Source organism: Flavobacterium arabinosi (assembly GCF_048158725.1).
Lineage (GTDB): Bacteria > Bacteroidota > Bacteroidia > Flavobacteriales > Flavobacteriaceae > Flavobacterium > Flavobacterium arabinosi.
In genome coordinates this window covers 377207-392969 of record NZ_JBLNKX010000001.1, presented here as the reverse complement: position 1 = coordinate 392969, position 15763 = coordinate 377207, and the positions used below count along the sequence as shown (strand labels likewise).

Below are 15763 nucleotides of genomic sequence, written 5' to 3'. Positions count from 1 at the left end.
AACTCTGAAAGGGTCACTATATAACTTTTTTCTTAGTATGACTTTACAAATTGAATCCCAATTTCACCCCTAATTTATTGGCGATAATTGTAGTAATTCTTTTTTTAAGTTCCGGTATTTTGATGTTTTCAATAACTGCATTCGAGAAGGCATACATCAATAATGCCTTGGCTTCTTTTTTAGGAATTCCACGTGCTTGCATATAGAACATAGCCGTTTCGTCTAATTGTCCAACCGTACAACCGTGAGAACATTTTACATCATCAGCAAAGATTTCCAATTGTGGTTTTGCATTTATTGTTGCTTTGTCGCTCAATAAAATGTTGTTGCTTTTTTGGAATGCATTCGTTTTTTGAGCGTCTTTCTCCACGTACACTTTTCCGTTGAAAACGCCTGTAGAACGATCGGAATAAATTCCTTTATAATCTTGGAAACTTTCGCAATTTGGAGCCGAGTGTTTCACTAAGGTATAATGATCTACGTGTTGCTTTCCACCTATAATTGTAATCCCGTTTAAGGTACTTGTCAATCGTTCCCCAAAGTGATAAAAATTCAAGTTGTTTCTCGTTAAGTTTCCTCCAAAAGAGAAGGTGTGTACAGAAACATGACTTTCTTGTTTCTGGGAAACAAACGTATTATCGATTAAATTTGCTTCAAGCGCATCGTTTTGAATTTTGTAATAATCTACGATAGCACGTTTTTGAGCAAAAATTTCGGTAACGGAATTCGTTAACACGGGATTTTCGGTTAAACTTTGGTGACGTTCAATAATTTGAACATGTGAATTTTCCCCCACAATCACTAAGTTTCTTGGTTGAACCAAAAGCGCCGCTTCGTTTCCTGTTGAGAAATACATAATCTCAATAGGCTTGTCTGCCACTTTACTTTTAGGAATGTGGATATAAGCTCCTTCATTGGCAAAAGCCGTATTCAAAGAAGTCAAACTTTCATCTTTACTCGCTATTTTATTAAAATAGGTGTCAATGATCATTTTGTATTTTGGTTTTGTCAATGCCGATGACATCAAACAAACGTCAATACCGTCGTGTGTTGTTGACGATAAATGTGAACTGAAAACGCCGTCAATAAACACTACTTTATAAGTGTCTATTTCGTGTAAAAAGTATTTTTTTACTTGGTTAAATTCAATTGCACTTTCTTGCTTTGGAAAAACGGTAAAGTCATTTTTTAAGATGGCACTTAGCGAAGTATATTTCCAAGCTTCGTCTTTTTTGGTTGGGAAACCTTTATTTTCAAAGTTTTTTATGGCTGAAGTTCTCACATCATGAAGTTCGGAGTGAACATCGACACGCTCTTCGAAAGCCATAAAAGACGATAGTAATTTTTCTTTTAATTCCATTTTTGGGAGTTATAAGTTGGTAGTTGTAAGTTGGAGTTTTGCAAACTGCAAACTGTAAACTGCAAACTAATTTTACGCTTCTTGTTCTTGTTTAATCCAGTCGTATCCTTTTTCTTCCAGTTCATGCGCTAATTCTTTTCCACCTGATTTTACAATTTTTCCATTGTACAATACGTGAACAAAATCAGGAACGATATAGTCTAATAATCTTTGGTAGTGCGTGATAACTACGATTGCATTTTTGTCGCTTTTTAGTTTGTTAACGCCATTTGCAACAATACGTAAGGCATCAATGTCAAGTCCAGAATCGGTTTCATCAAGAATAGCCAATTTTGGTTCCAACATTGCCATTTGGAAAATTTCGTTACGTTTTTTCTCCCCACCAGAAAATCCTTCGTTTAAAGAACGAGACAAAAATTTTCTGTCAATTTCTAATAATTCTGATTTCTCACGAATCACTTTTAGCATTTCGTTAGAAGGCATTTCTTCCAAACCTTTTGCTTTACGCGTTTCGTTGATTGCTGTTCTGATGAAGTTCGTTACCGAAACTCCTGGAATTTCTACTGGATATTGAAACGATAAGAACACTCCTTTGTGCGCTCTTTCTTCTGGCGCCAATTCAGAAAGGTCTTCACCATCCAAAGAGATTTCGCCTTCGGTTACTTCGTAGTTTTCGTTTCCTGCAATGATGGAAGCAAGTGTGCTTTTCCCAGCACCGTTTGGCCCCATTATCGCGTGAATTTCTCCTGCTTTTACTTCAAGGTTGATTCCTTTTAATATTTCTTTGTCTCCAATGGAGGCGTGTAAATTTTTTATTGATAACATAAACGTGTTGTTTTTATAAAGTCTTAAAAAGGTTATCCTACAGATCCCTCAAGAGAAATTTCTAATAATTTTTGTGCTTCTACAGCGAATTCCATAGGTAACTTATTCAATACATCTTTACTGAAACCGTTTACGATTAAGGCAATAGCTTTTTCGGTTGGAATTCCACGTTGGTTGCAATAGAAAACTTGGTCTTCGCCAATTTTACTTGTTGTAGCTTCATGTTCAATTTTTGCCGATGGATTTTTACTTTCGATGTAAGGGAAAGTATGTGCTCCACAATTGTTCCCCATTAATAAGGAATCACATTGTGAAAAGTTTCGGGCATTATCCGCTCTAGCGCTAATTTGCACTAAACCACGGTAACTGTTTTGTGATCTTCCGGCAGAAATTCCTTTAGAAATAATGGTCGATTTAGTGTTTTTACCTAAATGGATCATTTTGGTTCCTGTATCGGCTTGTTGGAAATTATTGGTTACAGCAATCGAATAAAATTCGCCTGTCGAATTATCTCCTTTTAAAATAACAGAAGGATATTTCCAAGTTATAGCTGAACCTGTTTCTACTTGAGTCCAAGAAATTTTTGCGTTTTTCTCGCAGATTCCTCTTTTGGTTACAAAATTGAAAACACCACCTTTACCTTCTTTGTTTCCAGGGTACCAGTTTTGAACGGTTGAATATTTTATTTCGGCATCGTCTAATGCAATTAATTCTACTACTGCAGCGTGCAATTGATTTTCATCACGACTTGGAGCGGTACAACCTTCTAAGTAAGAAACATAACTACCTTCGTCAGCAACTAATAATGTTCTTTCGAATTGACCTGTTCCAGCCTGATTGATTCTAAAATAAGTCGAAAGTTCCATTGGACAACGAACGCCTTTTGGAATATAACAAAAAGAACCATCAGAGAAAACTGCTGAATTTAGCGCCGCATAAAAGTTATCTTTTTGTGGCACTACCGTTCCTAAATATTTACGAACTAATTCTGGATGCTCTTTGATAGCTTCAGAAATACTCATAAAGATAATTCCTTTTTCTCCTAATGTTTTCTTGAAAGTAGTCGCTACTGAAACCGAATCGACTACAATATCCATGGCTACATTATTCATCATCTTTTGCTCATCGACAGAGATACCTAACTTTTTATACATTTCTAAAAGTTCTGGATCTACATCGTCCAATGTTTTATTAGGATCTACCGCTTTTGGAGCAGAATAATAGGAAATGGCCTGAAAATCAGGTTTAGTATAATGCACATTTGCCCATTCCGGCTCTGTCATTAGTTCCCAAGCACGAAAAGCCTCAAGACGCCAATCGGTCATCCATTGTGGTTCTCCTTTTTTGTGAGAAATGGCACGAACGATATCTTCATTTAAACCAATAGGAAACGTTTCTGATTCTAATTCGGTATAAAATCCGTATTCGTATTCTTTAGTTTCGAGTTCGATTTTTAAGTCGTCTTCGGTATATTTTGACATAATTTTTTGTTTAATGTTTTACAGAGAAAATGATTCTCCGCAACCACAGGTTCTATTGGCATTTGGGTTATTAAAAATAAATCCTTTACCATTTATTCCTCCTGAGAATTCTAATATTGTTCCGGCTAAGTATAAAAAAGATTTTTTTTCTACAGCAATGGTTATATCGTTGTCAACAAAAATCTTATCGTCTTCGTTTTTCGTTTTATCAAATTTTAAATCATAAGACAATCCAGAACATCCGCCGCTTTTTACACCAACTCTTACGTAGTCAGTTGCAGCATCAAAACCATCATCTTTCATTAAATCGATGATTTTTTTTCTTGCAGTGTCAGAAACTTTTATCATAGCTTATATTGATTTTGTCTAAATTAAGGACAAAGATAGTGCATAAAAATCTTTTTCCATAATTGATGACATTTATATAGCTAATGCCAAAATAGAAAAAACCTATTCGAAACCGATAAAAGCATTTGAATTCCTTAACTTTGATTCCTCTCGATAAAAGAAAAAACATGAAATTATATCCTATAGAAACTGGAAATTTTAAATTAGATGGTGGCGCGATGTTTGGAGTTGTTCCAAAAACCATTTGGAATAAAACCAATCCGGCCGATGAAAATAACCTGATTGATATTGCTGCACGGTGCCTATTAATTGAAGATGGTAATAAATTGATTTTGATTGATACCGGAATGGGAAACAAACAATCAGAGAAATTTTTTGGATATTATTCGCTTTGGGGAACGCATTCCATGGATAAATCTTTGGCCAAGTTTGGTTTTCATCGGGATGATATTACCGATGTTTTTATGACGCATTTGCATTTTGACCATTGCGGTGGAAGTGTACAGTGGAACGCAGACAAAACTGGTTACGAACCCGCTTTTAAAAATGCTAAGTTTTGGAGTAACGATAAGCATTGGGAATGGGCAACAAGACCTAATTTAAGAGAAAAAGCATCTTTCCTATCCGAAAATATTTTGCCTATGCAGGAAAGCGGTCAGCTGCATTTTATCCAAAGACCAGAGGGAGATTTTCTTAAAATATCGGAACTGGGTTTTGGTATTTTCTTTGCCGACGGCCATACCGAAAAGCAAATGATTCCACACATTCAATATAGGGATAAGACCATCGTTTTTTGTGCTGATTTATTGGCAACAGCCGGACACATTCCAATTCCTTATGTGATGGGCTATGATACCAGACCACTTTTGACATTAGACGAAAAATCAAAATTCATGAATGCTGCGGCTGATAACAATTATTATTTGTTCTTGGAACACGATGCGCATAATGAAATTATAACAGTACAAAAAACCGAGAAAGGAGTTCGGTTGAAGGAAGTTTTTAAATGTGATGAAATCTTAACATAGTGTTAATCCTAAATATTTTTGTAACAAAATAATTTATTTTAGACTAATTTTGTAACTTTTAAAAACCTACACATGAATAGCATTAAACCCATCTACATTTCTGCACTTGCAATATTAGCTCTTTCAGGATGCGGCGCTTCAAAACAAGTTTCTAATTTTACAACAACAGGTACTGCGATAAGTGCTCCACTAAATATTAAAAAAGTGGCGCCTATTAGCGAAATCGAATTAAAACGTTGGAGTCATCTAGATATCGTAAAAGATACGATTCCAGGAATGAGTGTTGATAGAGCTTATGCCGAATTATTGAAAGATAAAAAGGGTGTAAAAGTTATCGTGGGGATTGTAGATTCTGGAGTTGATATCGAGCATCAAGATTTAAAATCGGTGGTTTGGACCAATACAAAAGAGATAGCCGGAAATGGAATTGATGACGATAAGAACGGATATGTCGATGATATTCACGGTTGGAATTTTCTAGGCGACATTACTAAGGAACATTATGAATATGAGCGAATTATCAAAAACAAGAATCTTGTTGACGAAGTAACCTATCAGGCAGCAAAAACTTTTAGTGATACTAAAATGGGAGATGCAGCTAAAGGGAAAACGCGTTCGGAACTAATGTTAGTAACCTTAAAAGAAGGAGATGCAAGATTGATCAAGCATTTTGGAAAATCGGTTTATACAATTGAAGAGGTAAAAGCAATTGTTTCACAGGAACCGGAAATGCAAAAAAGTAAGGCCGCTATGGAACAAATGTTTTCTTATGGAATGCCTATAGCGGAGCTGAAAGCTGCTGTTCAAAAACAATTAGACGGTTTCAATGTGCTTTTACAAGGAGAAAATTTAAAGACAGATTACAGAAAAGTTGTTGGAGATAACCCAGAAGACATTACAGATACTAAATACGGAAACAACAATGTTATGGGTCCGGACAAGAATGGAATTCTTCATGGAACTCACGTTGCCGGAATTGTTGCTCAAACTAGAAACAACACATTAGGAGGTGATGGAGTAGCAAATAATGTTGAAATTCTAACCGTTCGTGCGGTGCCAGATGGTGATGAATATGACAAAGATATTGCTCTTGGGATTCGTTATGCGGTTGATAATGGTGCTAAAGTAATTAATGGAAGTTTTGGAAAAAGCTTTTCACCACACAAACAGTGGGTTTATGATGCGATCAAATATGCCGAGAAAAAAGATGTGTTAATTGTTCATGCAGCCGGAAATGATGCAAAAAATATCGATACCGAAAATAATTTTCCTAACGATTCTGATGATAAAGTAACCGAGTTTGCTGATAATGTAATCACAATTGGAGCATTAAATTTTGAATACGGAAACAAAGTAGTGGCACGATTTTCTAATTTTGGAAAAACTAATGTTGACGTTTTTGCACCGGGTGTAAAAATTTATGCGACCACACCAAATGATTCTTATAAATACCTGCAAGGAACATCAATGGCTTCGCCAAATGTTGCAGGAGTTGCCGCAATAATCCGTTCGTATTACCCAAAATTATCGGCACAACAAGTGAAACATATTTTAATGGATTCAGGGGTAGCGATTACAACAGATGTTATTGTTGGTGGAAAACCAAATGACATGCGATCTTTTACTACTTTATCTAAATCAGGAAAAATAGTAAATGCTTACAATGCATTATTGATGGCAGAAAAAATGGCTAAAAAATAATAAATCAGTTTATTTATAAATGGAAGGGCAATTTGTCCTTCCATTTTACATTTAATCCATATAAAAATTCCTCTGATATCCATTTCTTTACTTTCGAACAAATCTTAATGGAGTGTTAATCCATTTAAATTCTGTGACAAAAAAACATAATTTAGACCCAGATTTAATTTTAAAAATTTATAAATGAACCATATTAAACCGATATACTATTCTGCAGTTGCTTTTTTTGCATTAGTGGCATGTAATGCTCAAAAACAAGTTTCCAAAATTACTACACCTATAACTGTAAGTTCGCCGTTAATTATTAAGAAAGTTGCTCCTATAAGTGAAACTGATTTAAAGCGTTGGAGTCATTTAGATTTAGTGAAAGATACGATTCCCGGAATGAGTGTTGACAAAGCGTATTCCGAATTATTGAAAAATAAAAAAGGAGTAAAAGTCATCGTCGGGATTGTTGATTCAGGAGTTGATATTGATCATGAAGATTTAAAATCAGTGATTTGGACCAATGCCAAAGAAATTGCCGGAAATGGAATTGACGATGATAAAAATGGGTTCGTAGATGATATTCATGGCTGGAATTTCCTTGGAGATTCAGGATTTGAAAATTTAGAGATGACTCGTATTCTGAAAAAAGCAGATGATGGAACAGTGACCTATAAAAATGCTAAAGCAGATTATGAAAAGAAATATAACGAAGCTTTAGAGGGGAAACAGCAAGTAGATTTTCTTTTGAATACCAATAAAGTGATTCAAACCTATTTAAAGAAAGACGATTACACACTGGAAGAATTGAATGCAATTGTGAGTACTGATGAAGCTTTGAATAAAAGCAAAATGATTATGACGCGCATTATTGGGCAGTCAGGGCCAAAATTCACCGACGATATCGAAGAATATAGAAAGTATATTTACGACCAATTGAATTATAATTTAAACAAAGAATTTAATGGCAGAAAAGTGGTTGGCGATAATCCGGATGATATAAAGGATACCAAATACGGGAACAACATTGTTTATGGACCCGATAAAGAAGAAGCGTTGCACGGAACTCACGTTGCCGGAATTATTGCCCAGGTGAGAAACAACAATATTGGAGGTGACGGAGTTGCAAACAATGTTGAAATTATGGCCGTGAGAGCCGTTCCTAATGGCGATGAATATGATAAAGATATTGCTTTAGCGATTCGTTATGCGGTTGATAATGGTGCTAAAGTAATCAACGGAAGTTTTGGAAAAAGCTATTCTCCACACAAGCAATGGGTTTTCGATGCTATAAAATATGCGGAAAAGAAAGATGTTTTGTTCGTACACGCGTCAGGAAATGACGGGAATGATATTGATTTAGAAAAAAACATCAATTTTCCAAATGATTCTGAAGACAATAAAATAGAGTTTGCCAATAATGTTCTAACTGTTGGAGCCTTGAATAATGCCTATGGGGAAACGGTGGTTGCGCCATTTTCAAATTACGGACCAATCAATGTAGATGTGTATGCTCCAGGAATGGAAATTTATGCTACGGTTCCAAATAATAAATTCAAATACGAACAAGGAACCTCTATGGCTTCGCCAAATGCAGCTGGAGTGGCCGCATTAGTTCGTTCGTATTATCCTAAACTATCAGCCAAGCAAGTAAAACAAATTCTAATGGATTCTGGAACACCACTGCCGGCATCAGTAGAATTAGGGGAGAATAATGAAAAAAAATCGGCAACTGATACTTCAAAATCAGGGAAAATGATCAATGCTTACAATGCTTTGATCTTAGCTGAAAGATTATCTAAAAATTAAATCCAAATAGTTATTAATCTAATGGGAGGGCTTTAGCTCTTCCATTTTTTATTATAAAAATGATGCGAAAACTCCTTTTACTCTCTTTTATCACACTTAATTGTAGCGCTCTATTTGCACAAAGTTCCACGTATTGGCAACAACACGTTGATTATAAGATGGACGTTACCATGGACGTGAAGAATTATCAATACAGGGGGAAACAGGAATTAGTATATACCAATAATTCTCCTGACACTTTAAGAAAAGTGTATTACCATTTATTCAATAATGCTTTCCAACCCGGAAGTGAAATGGATGCCAGAATTCAAAGCATCAAAGATCCGGATGCCAGAATGGTCAGCAAAATAAAGGTTGATGGTAAAGAGGTTAAAGAAAGCCGAATTAAAACGTTGAAACCTAACGAAATTGGGTATTTGAAAATTACTAATTTCAAGCAAGATGGAATTGTCGCTTCCGCAAAAACGGTAGGGACGATTCTCGAAGTGACTTTGGCAAAGCCAATTCTACCCAATTCAAAAACTACTTTTACGTTGGATTTTGACGGTCAGGTTCCAGTTCAAATTCGTCGTTCCGGAAGAAATAATGTGGAAGGAATAGAGTTGTCAATGGCGCAATGGTATCCAAAAATAGCCGAATTCGATTTTGAAGGCTGGCATGCAGATCCTTATATTGCCAGAGAATTCCAAGGTGTTTGGGGAAATTTTGATGTAAATATTACGATTGACAATGATTACATTTTGGGTGGTTCCGGTTATTTGCAAAATCAAAACCAAATTGGACATGGATACCAAGATACAGGAGTTACAGTAGTCTATCCAAAGAAAACAAAAACATTGACATGGCATTTTATAGCGCCAATGGTTCATGATTTTACTTGGGCTGCCGATAAAAATTATATCCATGATGTAGTCAAAGGACCTAATAATGTTGACTTGCATTTCTTGTATAAAAATAATCCAAAGACAATGGAAAATTGGAAACAATTAGAGCCATTAATGGTCAATGTGATGGATTTCTATAACAAGAAAATTGGAAATTATCCATACAAACAATACTCTTTTATTCAAGGCGGAGATGGCGGAATGGAGTATGCCATGTGTACGTTGATGTTAGGTGACGGGACTTTAAAAGGAATTTTAGGAACTGCAACGCATGAGTTGGGGCATTCTTGGTTTCAACATGTCTTGGCTTCTAATGAATCGAAACATCCTTGGATGGATGAAGGATTCACCACTTACGTTGAGGATTTGGCATTAAATGAAATGGCGGTAAAAAAAGAAGAAAATCCATTCAAAGGAAATTATAAGGCGTATTATTCCTTAGTGGATTCCGGGAAAGAGCAACCGCAAACAACTCATGGCGATCGTTATGATGAAAATAGACCTTACAGCATTTCGTCTTATGTAAAAGGCAGTATTTTCTTGTCGCAATTAGGGTACGTGATTGGACAGGATAATTTATACAAAACAATAAAAAAATACTATCAAGATTTCAAGTTTAAACATCCTACGCCAAATGATATCAAGAGAACTGCTGAACGTGTTTCAGGAGCAAACTTAGATTGGTATTTGGTGGATTGGACCGAAACGACTAATACTATTGATTACGGAATTGCAGCTATAAAAGAGAATGCCGATAAAACTGTTGTAACATTAGAAAGAATAGGCAGAATGCCGATGCCAATCGATTTGATGGTGGAGTATACGGATGGAACAACAGAAAGTTTTTACATTCCTCTACGCATGATGAGTTTCGAAAAAGAAAATCCGAATCCAGCGGTAAAAAGAACGGTTTTGAATGATTGGGCTTGGGCGTATCCTACTTATGAATTTACAATTGGGAAACCGAAAACAACTATCAAGAAAATCACCATTGACCCAAGTGTTTTAATGGCCGATGTGAAACAAGCGAATAATACGTATGAAATAAAGTAAATTTTTTCCTTAAAACCAAAAAGAGTCTAGTTTTACGCTAGACTCTTTTTGGTTTTAAGGAAAAAATTTTATTTTTCGGCATTCAAATTTTTCAGCATATCCACGGTCATGGATTCCAAATCAAATTTGTGTTTCCAGTTCCAATCTTTTCTAGCTTCAGCATCATCAATACTTGCAGGCCAGCTATCGGCTATTTTTTGACGAAAGTCAGGTTTGTAAGTTACAGTGAAATCCGGAATGTGTTTTTTGATTTCGGCGGCAATTTCTGTTGGCGTAAAGCTCATCGCCGCTAGATTATAGGAAGAATGGATTTTTATTTGTTCAACTGGCGCCTGCATAATTTGTATCGTTGCAGCAATGGCGTCATCCATATACATCATCGGCATTTTGGTTTCCGAGGATAAAAAACATTCGTATGTTTTGTCCGAAAGTGCTTTATGGAAAATATCCACCGCATAATCCGTAGTTCCGCCACCAGGAGGCGTAGACCAGCTAATTAAACCGGGATAACGAATGCTTCGCACATCAATACCAAAAATATTATGATAGTATTCACACCATCTTTCACCCGCTTGTTTGCTGATTCCATAAACCGTTGAAGGTTCCATAATGGTGTATTGGGGCGTGTTTTCTTTGGGCGTTGTTGGACCAAAAACAGCAATGCTGGAAGGCCAGAATATTTTTTTTATTTTTTTGGCTTTCGCCAAATTCAAAACGTGAAACAACGAATTCATATTTAAGTCCCAGGCAAAAGCAGGGTTTTTTTCCGCTGTAGCCGATAATAATGCCGCCATAAGATAGATTTCATCGATTTCGTGTATCTCTACAAGATGCTCAATTTGATTGAAATCCAGCGCATTTATCACTTCGAAAGGACCTGAATTGACTACGTCATTATTCAGTTTTCGAATATCAGAAGCAATTACGTTTTCGATCCCATATATTTTTCGCAATTGATGGGTAAGTTCCGTTCCAATTTGTCCGCAAGCGCCGATAATCAATATTTTAGTACTCATTTTGTCTGTTTTGAAATACAAAGATAACGTTTTCGTAAATAACACAAATTTGCTGTTAAAAGTTATAAATTTACTAAAATGGTATTTAAAATGGGTGTAAAATTCTTAATTTTTGTTTTTTTAAATACAAAAAGAGCTTCAGTAATATTAGATTGTTATTCCTATGCCGTAATTCGTAATTGTAAATTTACTTCGTAACTTTGTACTTTAATGAAAATTCAAATGAAAGGAGCATAATGGGAATTTTATGCGAACAATATGGAAGATGTACGCGATTACATGCAACCACAAAAACAATAAATAGTTACACATGAAATACAATATAACGATCTTCTTTTTTCTAATTTTCATTTTGTTCTCGTGCAAAAATGACAATCAGAAACGCATTGCCGAGAATAAGAAAGAGATCAAAAAAAGAGAAATCATATTTAAAAACATAGAGAAAGGTTGGGTTTTTTATGATACGCCTATAACCGAGGCTTCAGAAAAAAGCATCGCTACTTGGAATGAATTGCGGATGTTTTTGGCTGAATTGGCTCAAAAGCCGAAAAAAACCATTGGAGCTTTTCAACAAAAATCAAAAGCACTTTCTAAAAAAGCATTGGTTTTAAATGATAATATTCCTTTAGAGTTTAGTAAGCCCCAGATAAAAAGTAGAATTTCGACTTTAATCACTAAAGTGCGATTATTGGATTTATTCATTAATTTGGATAATATTCCAGATAAAAAAGTGACGCAGTTGGTTGCGGAAATTAATTTGGAATTGGTTTCACTCCAAAGACAAATGGATAAAATTGTTGAAAAAAGCAAAATCCCTGTTGAAGAAGGAGAATCTGATTTATTGAAAATGATGGATACCACGAGAGCAATTCCTAATACCCCAATCGACCCAAATCTACCCCGCGTTGAGTAAAAAAGCCTTATATACTATTTACGATAATTCGCCAAAAACCCAGCAAATTGTCACTCGTTTATTGGAAAATAATCAAGTAAAAATGCACCTTTCCGGATTACTCGGATCGGCACTTTCCTTTGTAATTCGATCGATTTTTAAGAAATCGGAACTTCCTTTTTTGCTTGTTTTGAACAATAAAGAAGAAGCCGCTTATTATTTGAACGACCTCGAACAGCTGGTTGGCGACCAAGATGTCTTGTTTTATCCCGGTTCGTATCGTCGTCCGTACCAAATTGAAGAAACGGATAATGCCAATGTTTTGCTTCGCGCCGAAGTCCTGAACAGAATCAATTCCCGTAAAAAACCGGCAGTTATTGTCACGTATCCAGAAGCATTATTCGAGAAAGTGGTGACCCGAAAAGAATTAGACAAAAACACGTTGAAAGTATCCGTTGGAGAAAAAATTTCTATCGATTTTATCAATGAAGTATTGTTCGAATATGAATTCAAAAGAGTGGATTTCATTACTGAACCCGGAGAATTTTCGGTTCGTGGAGGAATTGTAGATGTGTTTTCGTTTTCGAATGATAATCCGTACCGAATTGAGTTTTTTGGGGACGAAGTGGAAAGCATTCGTAGTTTTGATGTTGCGACCCAATTGTCGATTTTACAACAAAAGAAAATTACGATAATCCCTAATGTAGAAAACAAAGTTTTTCAGGAAAATCGAGAAAGTTTCTTGGATTATATCTCAGAGAAAACGGTAATTTTTATCCAGAATACCGAAGATTTTTTATCGCAATTAGACAAACAATTTGGCAAAGCCGAAGAAGCTTTCGCAAAATTAACGCAAGAAATAAAACGAGCTGCACCGGAACAATTGTTCTTGAATCAGACGGAGTTTATAAAAAGAGCGTTGGATTTTTCCATTGTGGAATTGAGTCCGAAAGCTATTTTTAGAACCACCAAAAAATTCGAATACCACATTCAGCCGCAACCGTCATTCAACAAACAATTTGATTTATTGTTGAATAACCTGAATGAAAATCATTTTAACGGCTACACAAATTATTTGTTTTGTTCCAATGATGCCCAAGCCAAACGTTTTCATGATATTTTCGAAACCTTGGACGAGGCCAATTCTGAAAACATCAGAAAACAATATCATACCGTTGTTTTGCCATTGTACCAAGGATTTATTGACGAGGAAAACCAAATTACCTGCTACACCGACCATCAAATTTTTGAGCGTTATCATAAATTTAGCATCAAAAACGGCTATTCTAAAAAACAGAATATCACTTTAAAAGAACTCACTACATTATCCGTAGGCGATTATGTGACGCATATCGATCACGGAATCGGTCGATTTGGAGGGTTGCAAAAAATACAGGTTGAAGGCAAAACACAGGAAGCCATCAAACTCGTGTATGCCGATAACGATATTGTGTATGTGAGCATTCATTCGCTGCACAAAATTTCAAAATACAACGGAAAAGACGGAACGCCACCCAAAATATACAAATTGGGTTCGAATGCCTGGAAGATTTTAAAACAAAAAACCAAGGCGCGCGTCAAACATATTGCATTCAATTTGATTCAATTGTATGCCAAAAGGCGATTAGAAAAAGGATTCCAGTTTGCGCCTGACAGTTATTTACAAAATGAATTAGAAAGTTCGTTCATTTATGAAGATACGCCGGACCAAACCAAATCTACGGCGGAAGTAAAAGCCGATATGGAAAGTGATCGTCCAATGGATCGCTTGGTTTGTGGAGATGTAGGTTTCGGTAAAACCGAAGTCGCTATTCGTGCCGCTTTCAAAGCAGTCGATAACAGTAAACAAGTTGCGATTTTGGTTCCTACGACGATTCTGGCTTACCAACATTATAGAACTTTTACGGAACGATTGAAAGATATGCCGGTTTCTGTTGGGTATTTGAATCGTTTTAGAACGGCCAAACAAAAAGCGGAAACCTTAAAATTATTAGCCGAAGGAAAACTCGATATTGTTATTGGAACACACCAATTGGTCAATAAAAATGTAGTTTTCAAAGATTTAGGATTGTTGATTGTGGATGAGGAGCAAAAATTTGGTGTCAACGTAAAAGACAAGCTCAAAACGATTGCTGCCAATGTCGATACACTGACTTTGACGGCAACGCCAATTCCGAGAACATTACAGTTTTCATTAATGGCAGCGCGTGATTTATCCGTTATTACAACGCCACCGCCTAATCGTTATCCTATTGAAACGAATGTAGTCGGCTTTAGTGAAGAATTGATTCGGGATGCGATTTCGTATGAAATTCAGCGAAACGGACAGGTTTTCTTTATCAATAATAGAATAGAAAATATCAAGGAAGTCGCCGGAATGATTCAGCGTTTGGTGCCCAATGCCAAAGTAGGAATTGGTCACGGCCAAATGGAGGGAAGAAAACTGGAAGAATTGATGTTGGCTTTCATGAATGGAGAATTTGACGTTTTGGTGGCAACAACAATCATCGAAAGTGGATTAGACGTTCCCAATGCGAACACGATTTTTATCAATAATGCCAATAATTTTGGATTGTCTGATTTGCATCAAATGCGGGGTCGGGTAGGGCGTAGCAACAAAAAAGCCTTTTGCTATTTTATTTGTCCGCCCTATTCAGCGATGACAGATGATGCCAGAAAACGAATTCAGGCTTTGGAACAATTCAGTGAACTAGGAAGCGGATTCAATATTGCGATGAAAGATTTAGAGATTCGTGGTGCCGGTGATTTATTGGGAGGCGAACAAAGCGGTTTTATCAACGAAATTGGTTTTGATACCTATCAAAAAATCATGAACGAGGCTATCGATGAATTGAAAGAAAATGAATTTAAGGATTTGTATCCTGAGGAAAACAATTTGGAAACCAAAGAATACGTCAAAGACCTGCAAATCGATACGGATTTTGAGTTGTTGTTTTCAGATGAATACATCAACAATGTCACGGAACGATTGAGTTTATATAATGAATTGGGCGGTGTGAAAAACGAAGAAGAACTCATCATTTTCCAAAATAAATTAATTGATCGTTTTGGTCCGATGCCACCACGAGCCAACGCATTAATGAATAGCATTCGCATCAAATGGATTGCTACCCGCATTGGAATCGAGAAATTGGTGATGAAACAAGGCAAGATGATTGGTTATTTTGTATCCGATCAACAGTCGGATTATTACCAATCGAATCGTTTTCAGGATGTTTTGCAGTTTGTGCAAACGCACAGTTCTATTTGTAAAATGAAAGAAAAACAAACGCCGGCTGGTTTAAGGCTTTTGTTGACTTTTGACAATGTGAAGAATACTAGAACAGCATTAGAATTGATGGAGTTGTTGGGGAAGTAATT

At 36.0% G+C, this 15763-nt stretch carries 11 protein-coding genes; 6 read left to right on the top strand and 5 right to left on the bottom strand.

Annotated elements, in window-relative coordinates:
- Positions 1–43: 43 nt before the first annotated feature.
- The 4 genes from sufD to ACM55K_RS01555 all read right to left on the bottom strand — a co-directional run bounded on the left by sufD (position 44) and on the right by ACM55K_RS01555 (position 4014).
- Positions 44–1360: a Fe-S cluster assembly protein SufD gene (gene sufD / locus ACM55K_RS01570; RefSeq protein ID WP_416848470.1), complete on the bottom strand. Its 1317-nt coding sequence runs from the start codon at positions 1358–1360 to the stop codon at positions 44–46.
- 72 nt (positions 1361–1432) lie between these two features.
- Positions 1433–2185 carry a Fe-S cluster assembly ATPase SufC gene (gene sufC / locus ACM55K_RS01565; RefSeq protein WP_416848469.1) on the bottom strand — a complete coding sequence of 251 codons (753 nt, stop codon included), beginning with the start codon at positions 2183–2185 and terminating at the stop codon, positions 1433–1435.
- A gap of 32 nt (positions 2186–2217) precedes the next feature.
- A complete protein-coding gene (gene sufB / locus ACM55K_RS01560; protein WP_416848468.1) occupies positions 2218–3666 on the bottom strand; it encodes a Fe-S cluster assembly protein SufB in 1449 nt (482 codons plus the stop codon).
- A gap of 18 nt (positions 3667–3684) precedes the next feature.
- Positions 3685–4014 (bottom strand): HesB/IscA family protein, encoded by a 330-nt coding sequence (locus ACM55K_RS01555; protein ID WP_416848467.1) that lies wholly within the window; start codon positions 4012–4014, stop codon positions 3685–3687.
- A gap of 167 nt (positions 4015–4181) precedes the next feature.
- Here ACM55K_RS01555 and ACM55K_RS01550 point away from each other — a divergent pair, with 167 nt between their 5' ends.
- The 4 genes from ACM55K_RS01550 (at position 4182) to ACM55K_RS01535 (ending at position 10474) form a co-directional block, all read left to right on the top strand.
- A complete protein-coding gene (locus ACM55K_RS01550) occupies positions 4182–5042 on the top strand; it encodes an MBL fold metallo-hydrolase (protein ID WP_416848466.1) in 861 nt (286 codons plus the stop codon).
- A 72-nt stretch (positions 5043–5114) separates the two neighbouring features.
- Positions 5115–6743 carry a S8 family peptidase gene (locus ACM55K_RS01545; RefSeq protein WP_416848464.1) on the top strand — a complete coding sequence of 543 codons (1629 nt, stop codon included), beginning with the start codon at positions 5115–5117 and terminating at the stop codon, positions 6741–6743.
- Positions 6744–6926: 183 nt separating this feature from the next.
- On the top strand, positions 6927–8537 hold the full coding sequence (locus ACM55K_RS01540) for a S8 family peptidase (RefSeq protein WP_416848463.1): 1611 nt from the start codon (positions 6927–6929) through the stop codon (positions 8535–8537).
- Between the two features lie 62 nt (positions 8538–8599).
- Positions 8600–10474: a M1 family metallopeptidase gene (locus ACM55K_RS01535; RefSeq protein WP_416848971.1), complete on the top strand. Its 1875-nt coding sequence runs from the start codon at positions 8600–8602 to the stop codon at positions 10472–10474.
- 68 nt (positions 10475–10542) lie between these two features.
- Here ACM55K_RS01535 and ACM55K_RS01530 read toward each other — a convergent pair whose 3' ends face one another.
- Positions 10543–11490: an L-threonine 3-dehydrogenase gene (locus ACM55K_RS01530; protein ID WP_416848462.1), complete on the bottom strand. Its 948-nt coding sequence runs from the start codon at positions 11488–11490 to the stop codon at positions 10543–10545.
- A gap of 310 nt (positions 11491–11800) precedes the next feature.
- Here ACM55K_RS01530 and ACM55K_RS01525 point away from each other — a divergent pair, with 310 nt between their 5' ends.
- Both ACM55K_RS01525 and mfd read left to right on the top strand, forming a co-directional pair.
- Positions 11801–12403: a hypothetical protein gene (locus tag ACM55K_RS01525; RefSeq protein WP_416848461.1), complete on the top strand. Its 603-nt coding sequence runs from the start codon at positions 11801–11803 to the stop codon at positions 12401–12403.
- Entirely contained in the window at positions 12396–15761 is a 3366-nt protein-coding gene (gene mfd, locus ACM55K_RS01520; RefSeq protein WP_416848460.1) for a transcription-repair coupling factor, read from the top strand. Before ACM55K_RS01525 ends, mfd begins: the two co-directional genes overlap by 8 nt.
- Positions 15762–15763 lie beyond the last annotated feature (2 nt).

Bases quoted from the DNA above. Each gene is read 5' to 3' on its own strand.
- sufD (WP_416848470.1), bottom strand. From the start codon at position 1,360: ATGGAATTAAAAGAAAAATTACTATCGTCTTTTATGGCTTTCGAAGAG.
- sufC (WP_416848469.1), bottom strand. From the start codon at position 2,185: ATGTTATCAATAAAAAATTTACACGCCTCCATTGGAGACAAAGAAATA.
- sufB (WP_416848468.1), bottom strand. From the start codon at position 3,666: ATGTCAAAATATACCGAAGACGACTTAAAAATCGAACTCGAAACTAAA.
- ACM55K_RS01555 (WP_416848467.1), bottom strand. From the start codon at position 4,014: ATGATAAAAGTTTCTGACACTGCAAGAAAAAAAATCATCGATTTAATG.
- ACM55K_RS01550 (WP_416848466.1), top strand. From the start codon at position 4,182: ATGAAATTATATCCTATAGAAACTGGAAATTTTAAATTAGATGGTGGC.
- ACM55K_RS01545 (WP_416848464.1), top strand. From the start codon at position 5,115: ATGAATAGCATTAAACCCATCTACATTTCTGCACTTGCAATATTAGCT.
- ACM55K_RS01540 (WP_416848463.1), top strand. From the start codon at position 6,927: ATGAACCATATTAAACCGATATACTATTCTGCAGTTGCTTTTTTTGCA.
- ACM55K_RS01535 (WP_416848971.1), top strand. From the start codon at position 8,600: ATGCGAAAACTCCTTTTACTCTCTTTTATCACACTTAATTGTAGCGCT.
- ACM55K_RS01530 (WP_416848462.1), bottom strand. From the start codon at position 11,490: ATGAGTACTAAAATATTGATTATCGGCGCTTGCGGACAAATTGGAACG.
- ACM55K_RS01525 (WP_416848461.1), top strand. From the start codon at position 11,801: ATGAAATACAATATAACGATCTTCTTTTTTCTAATTTTCATTTTGTTC.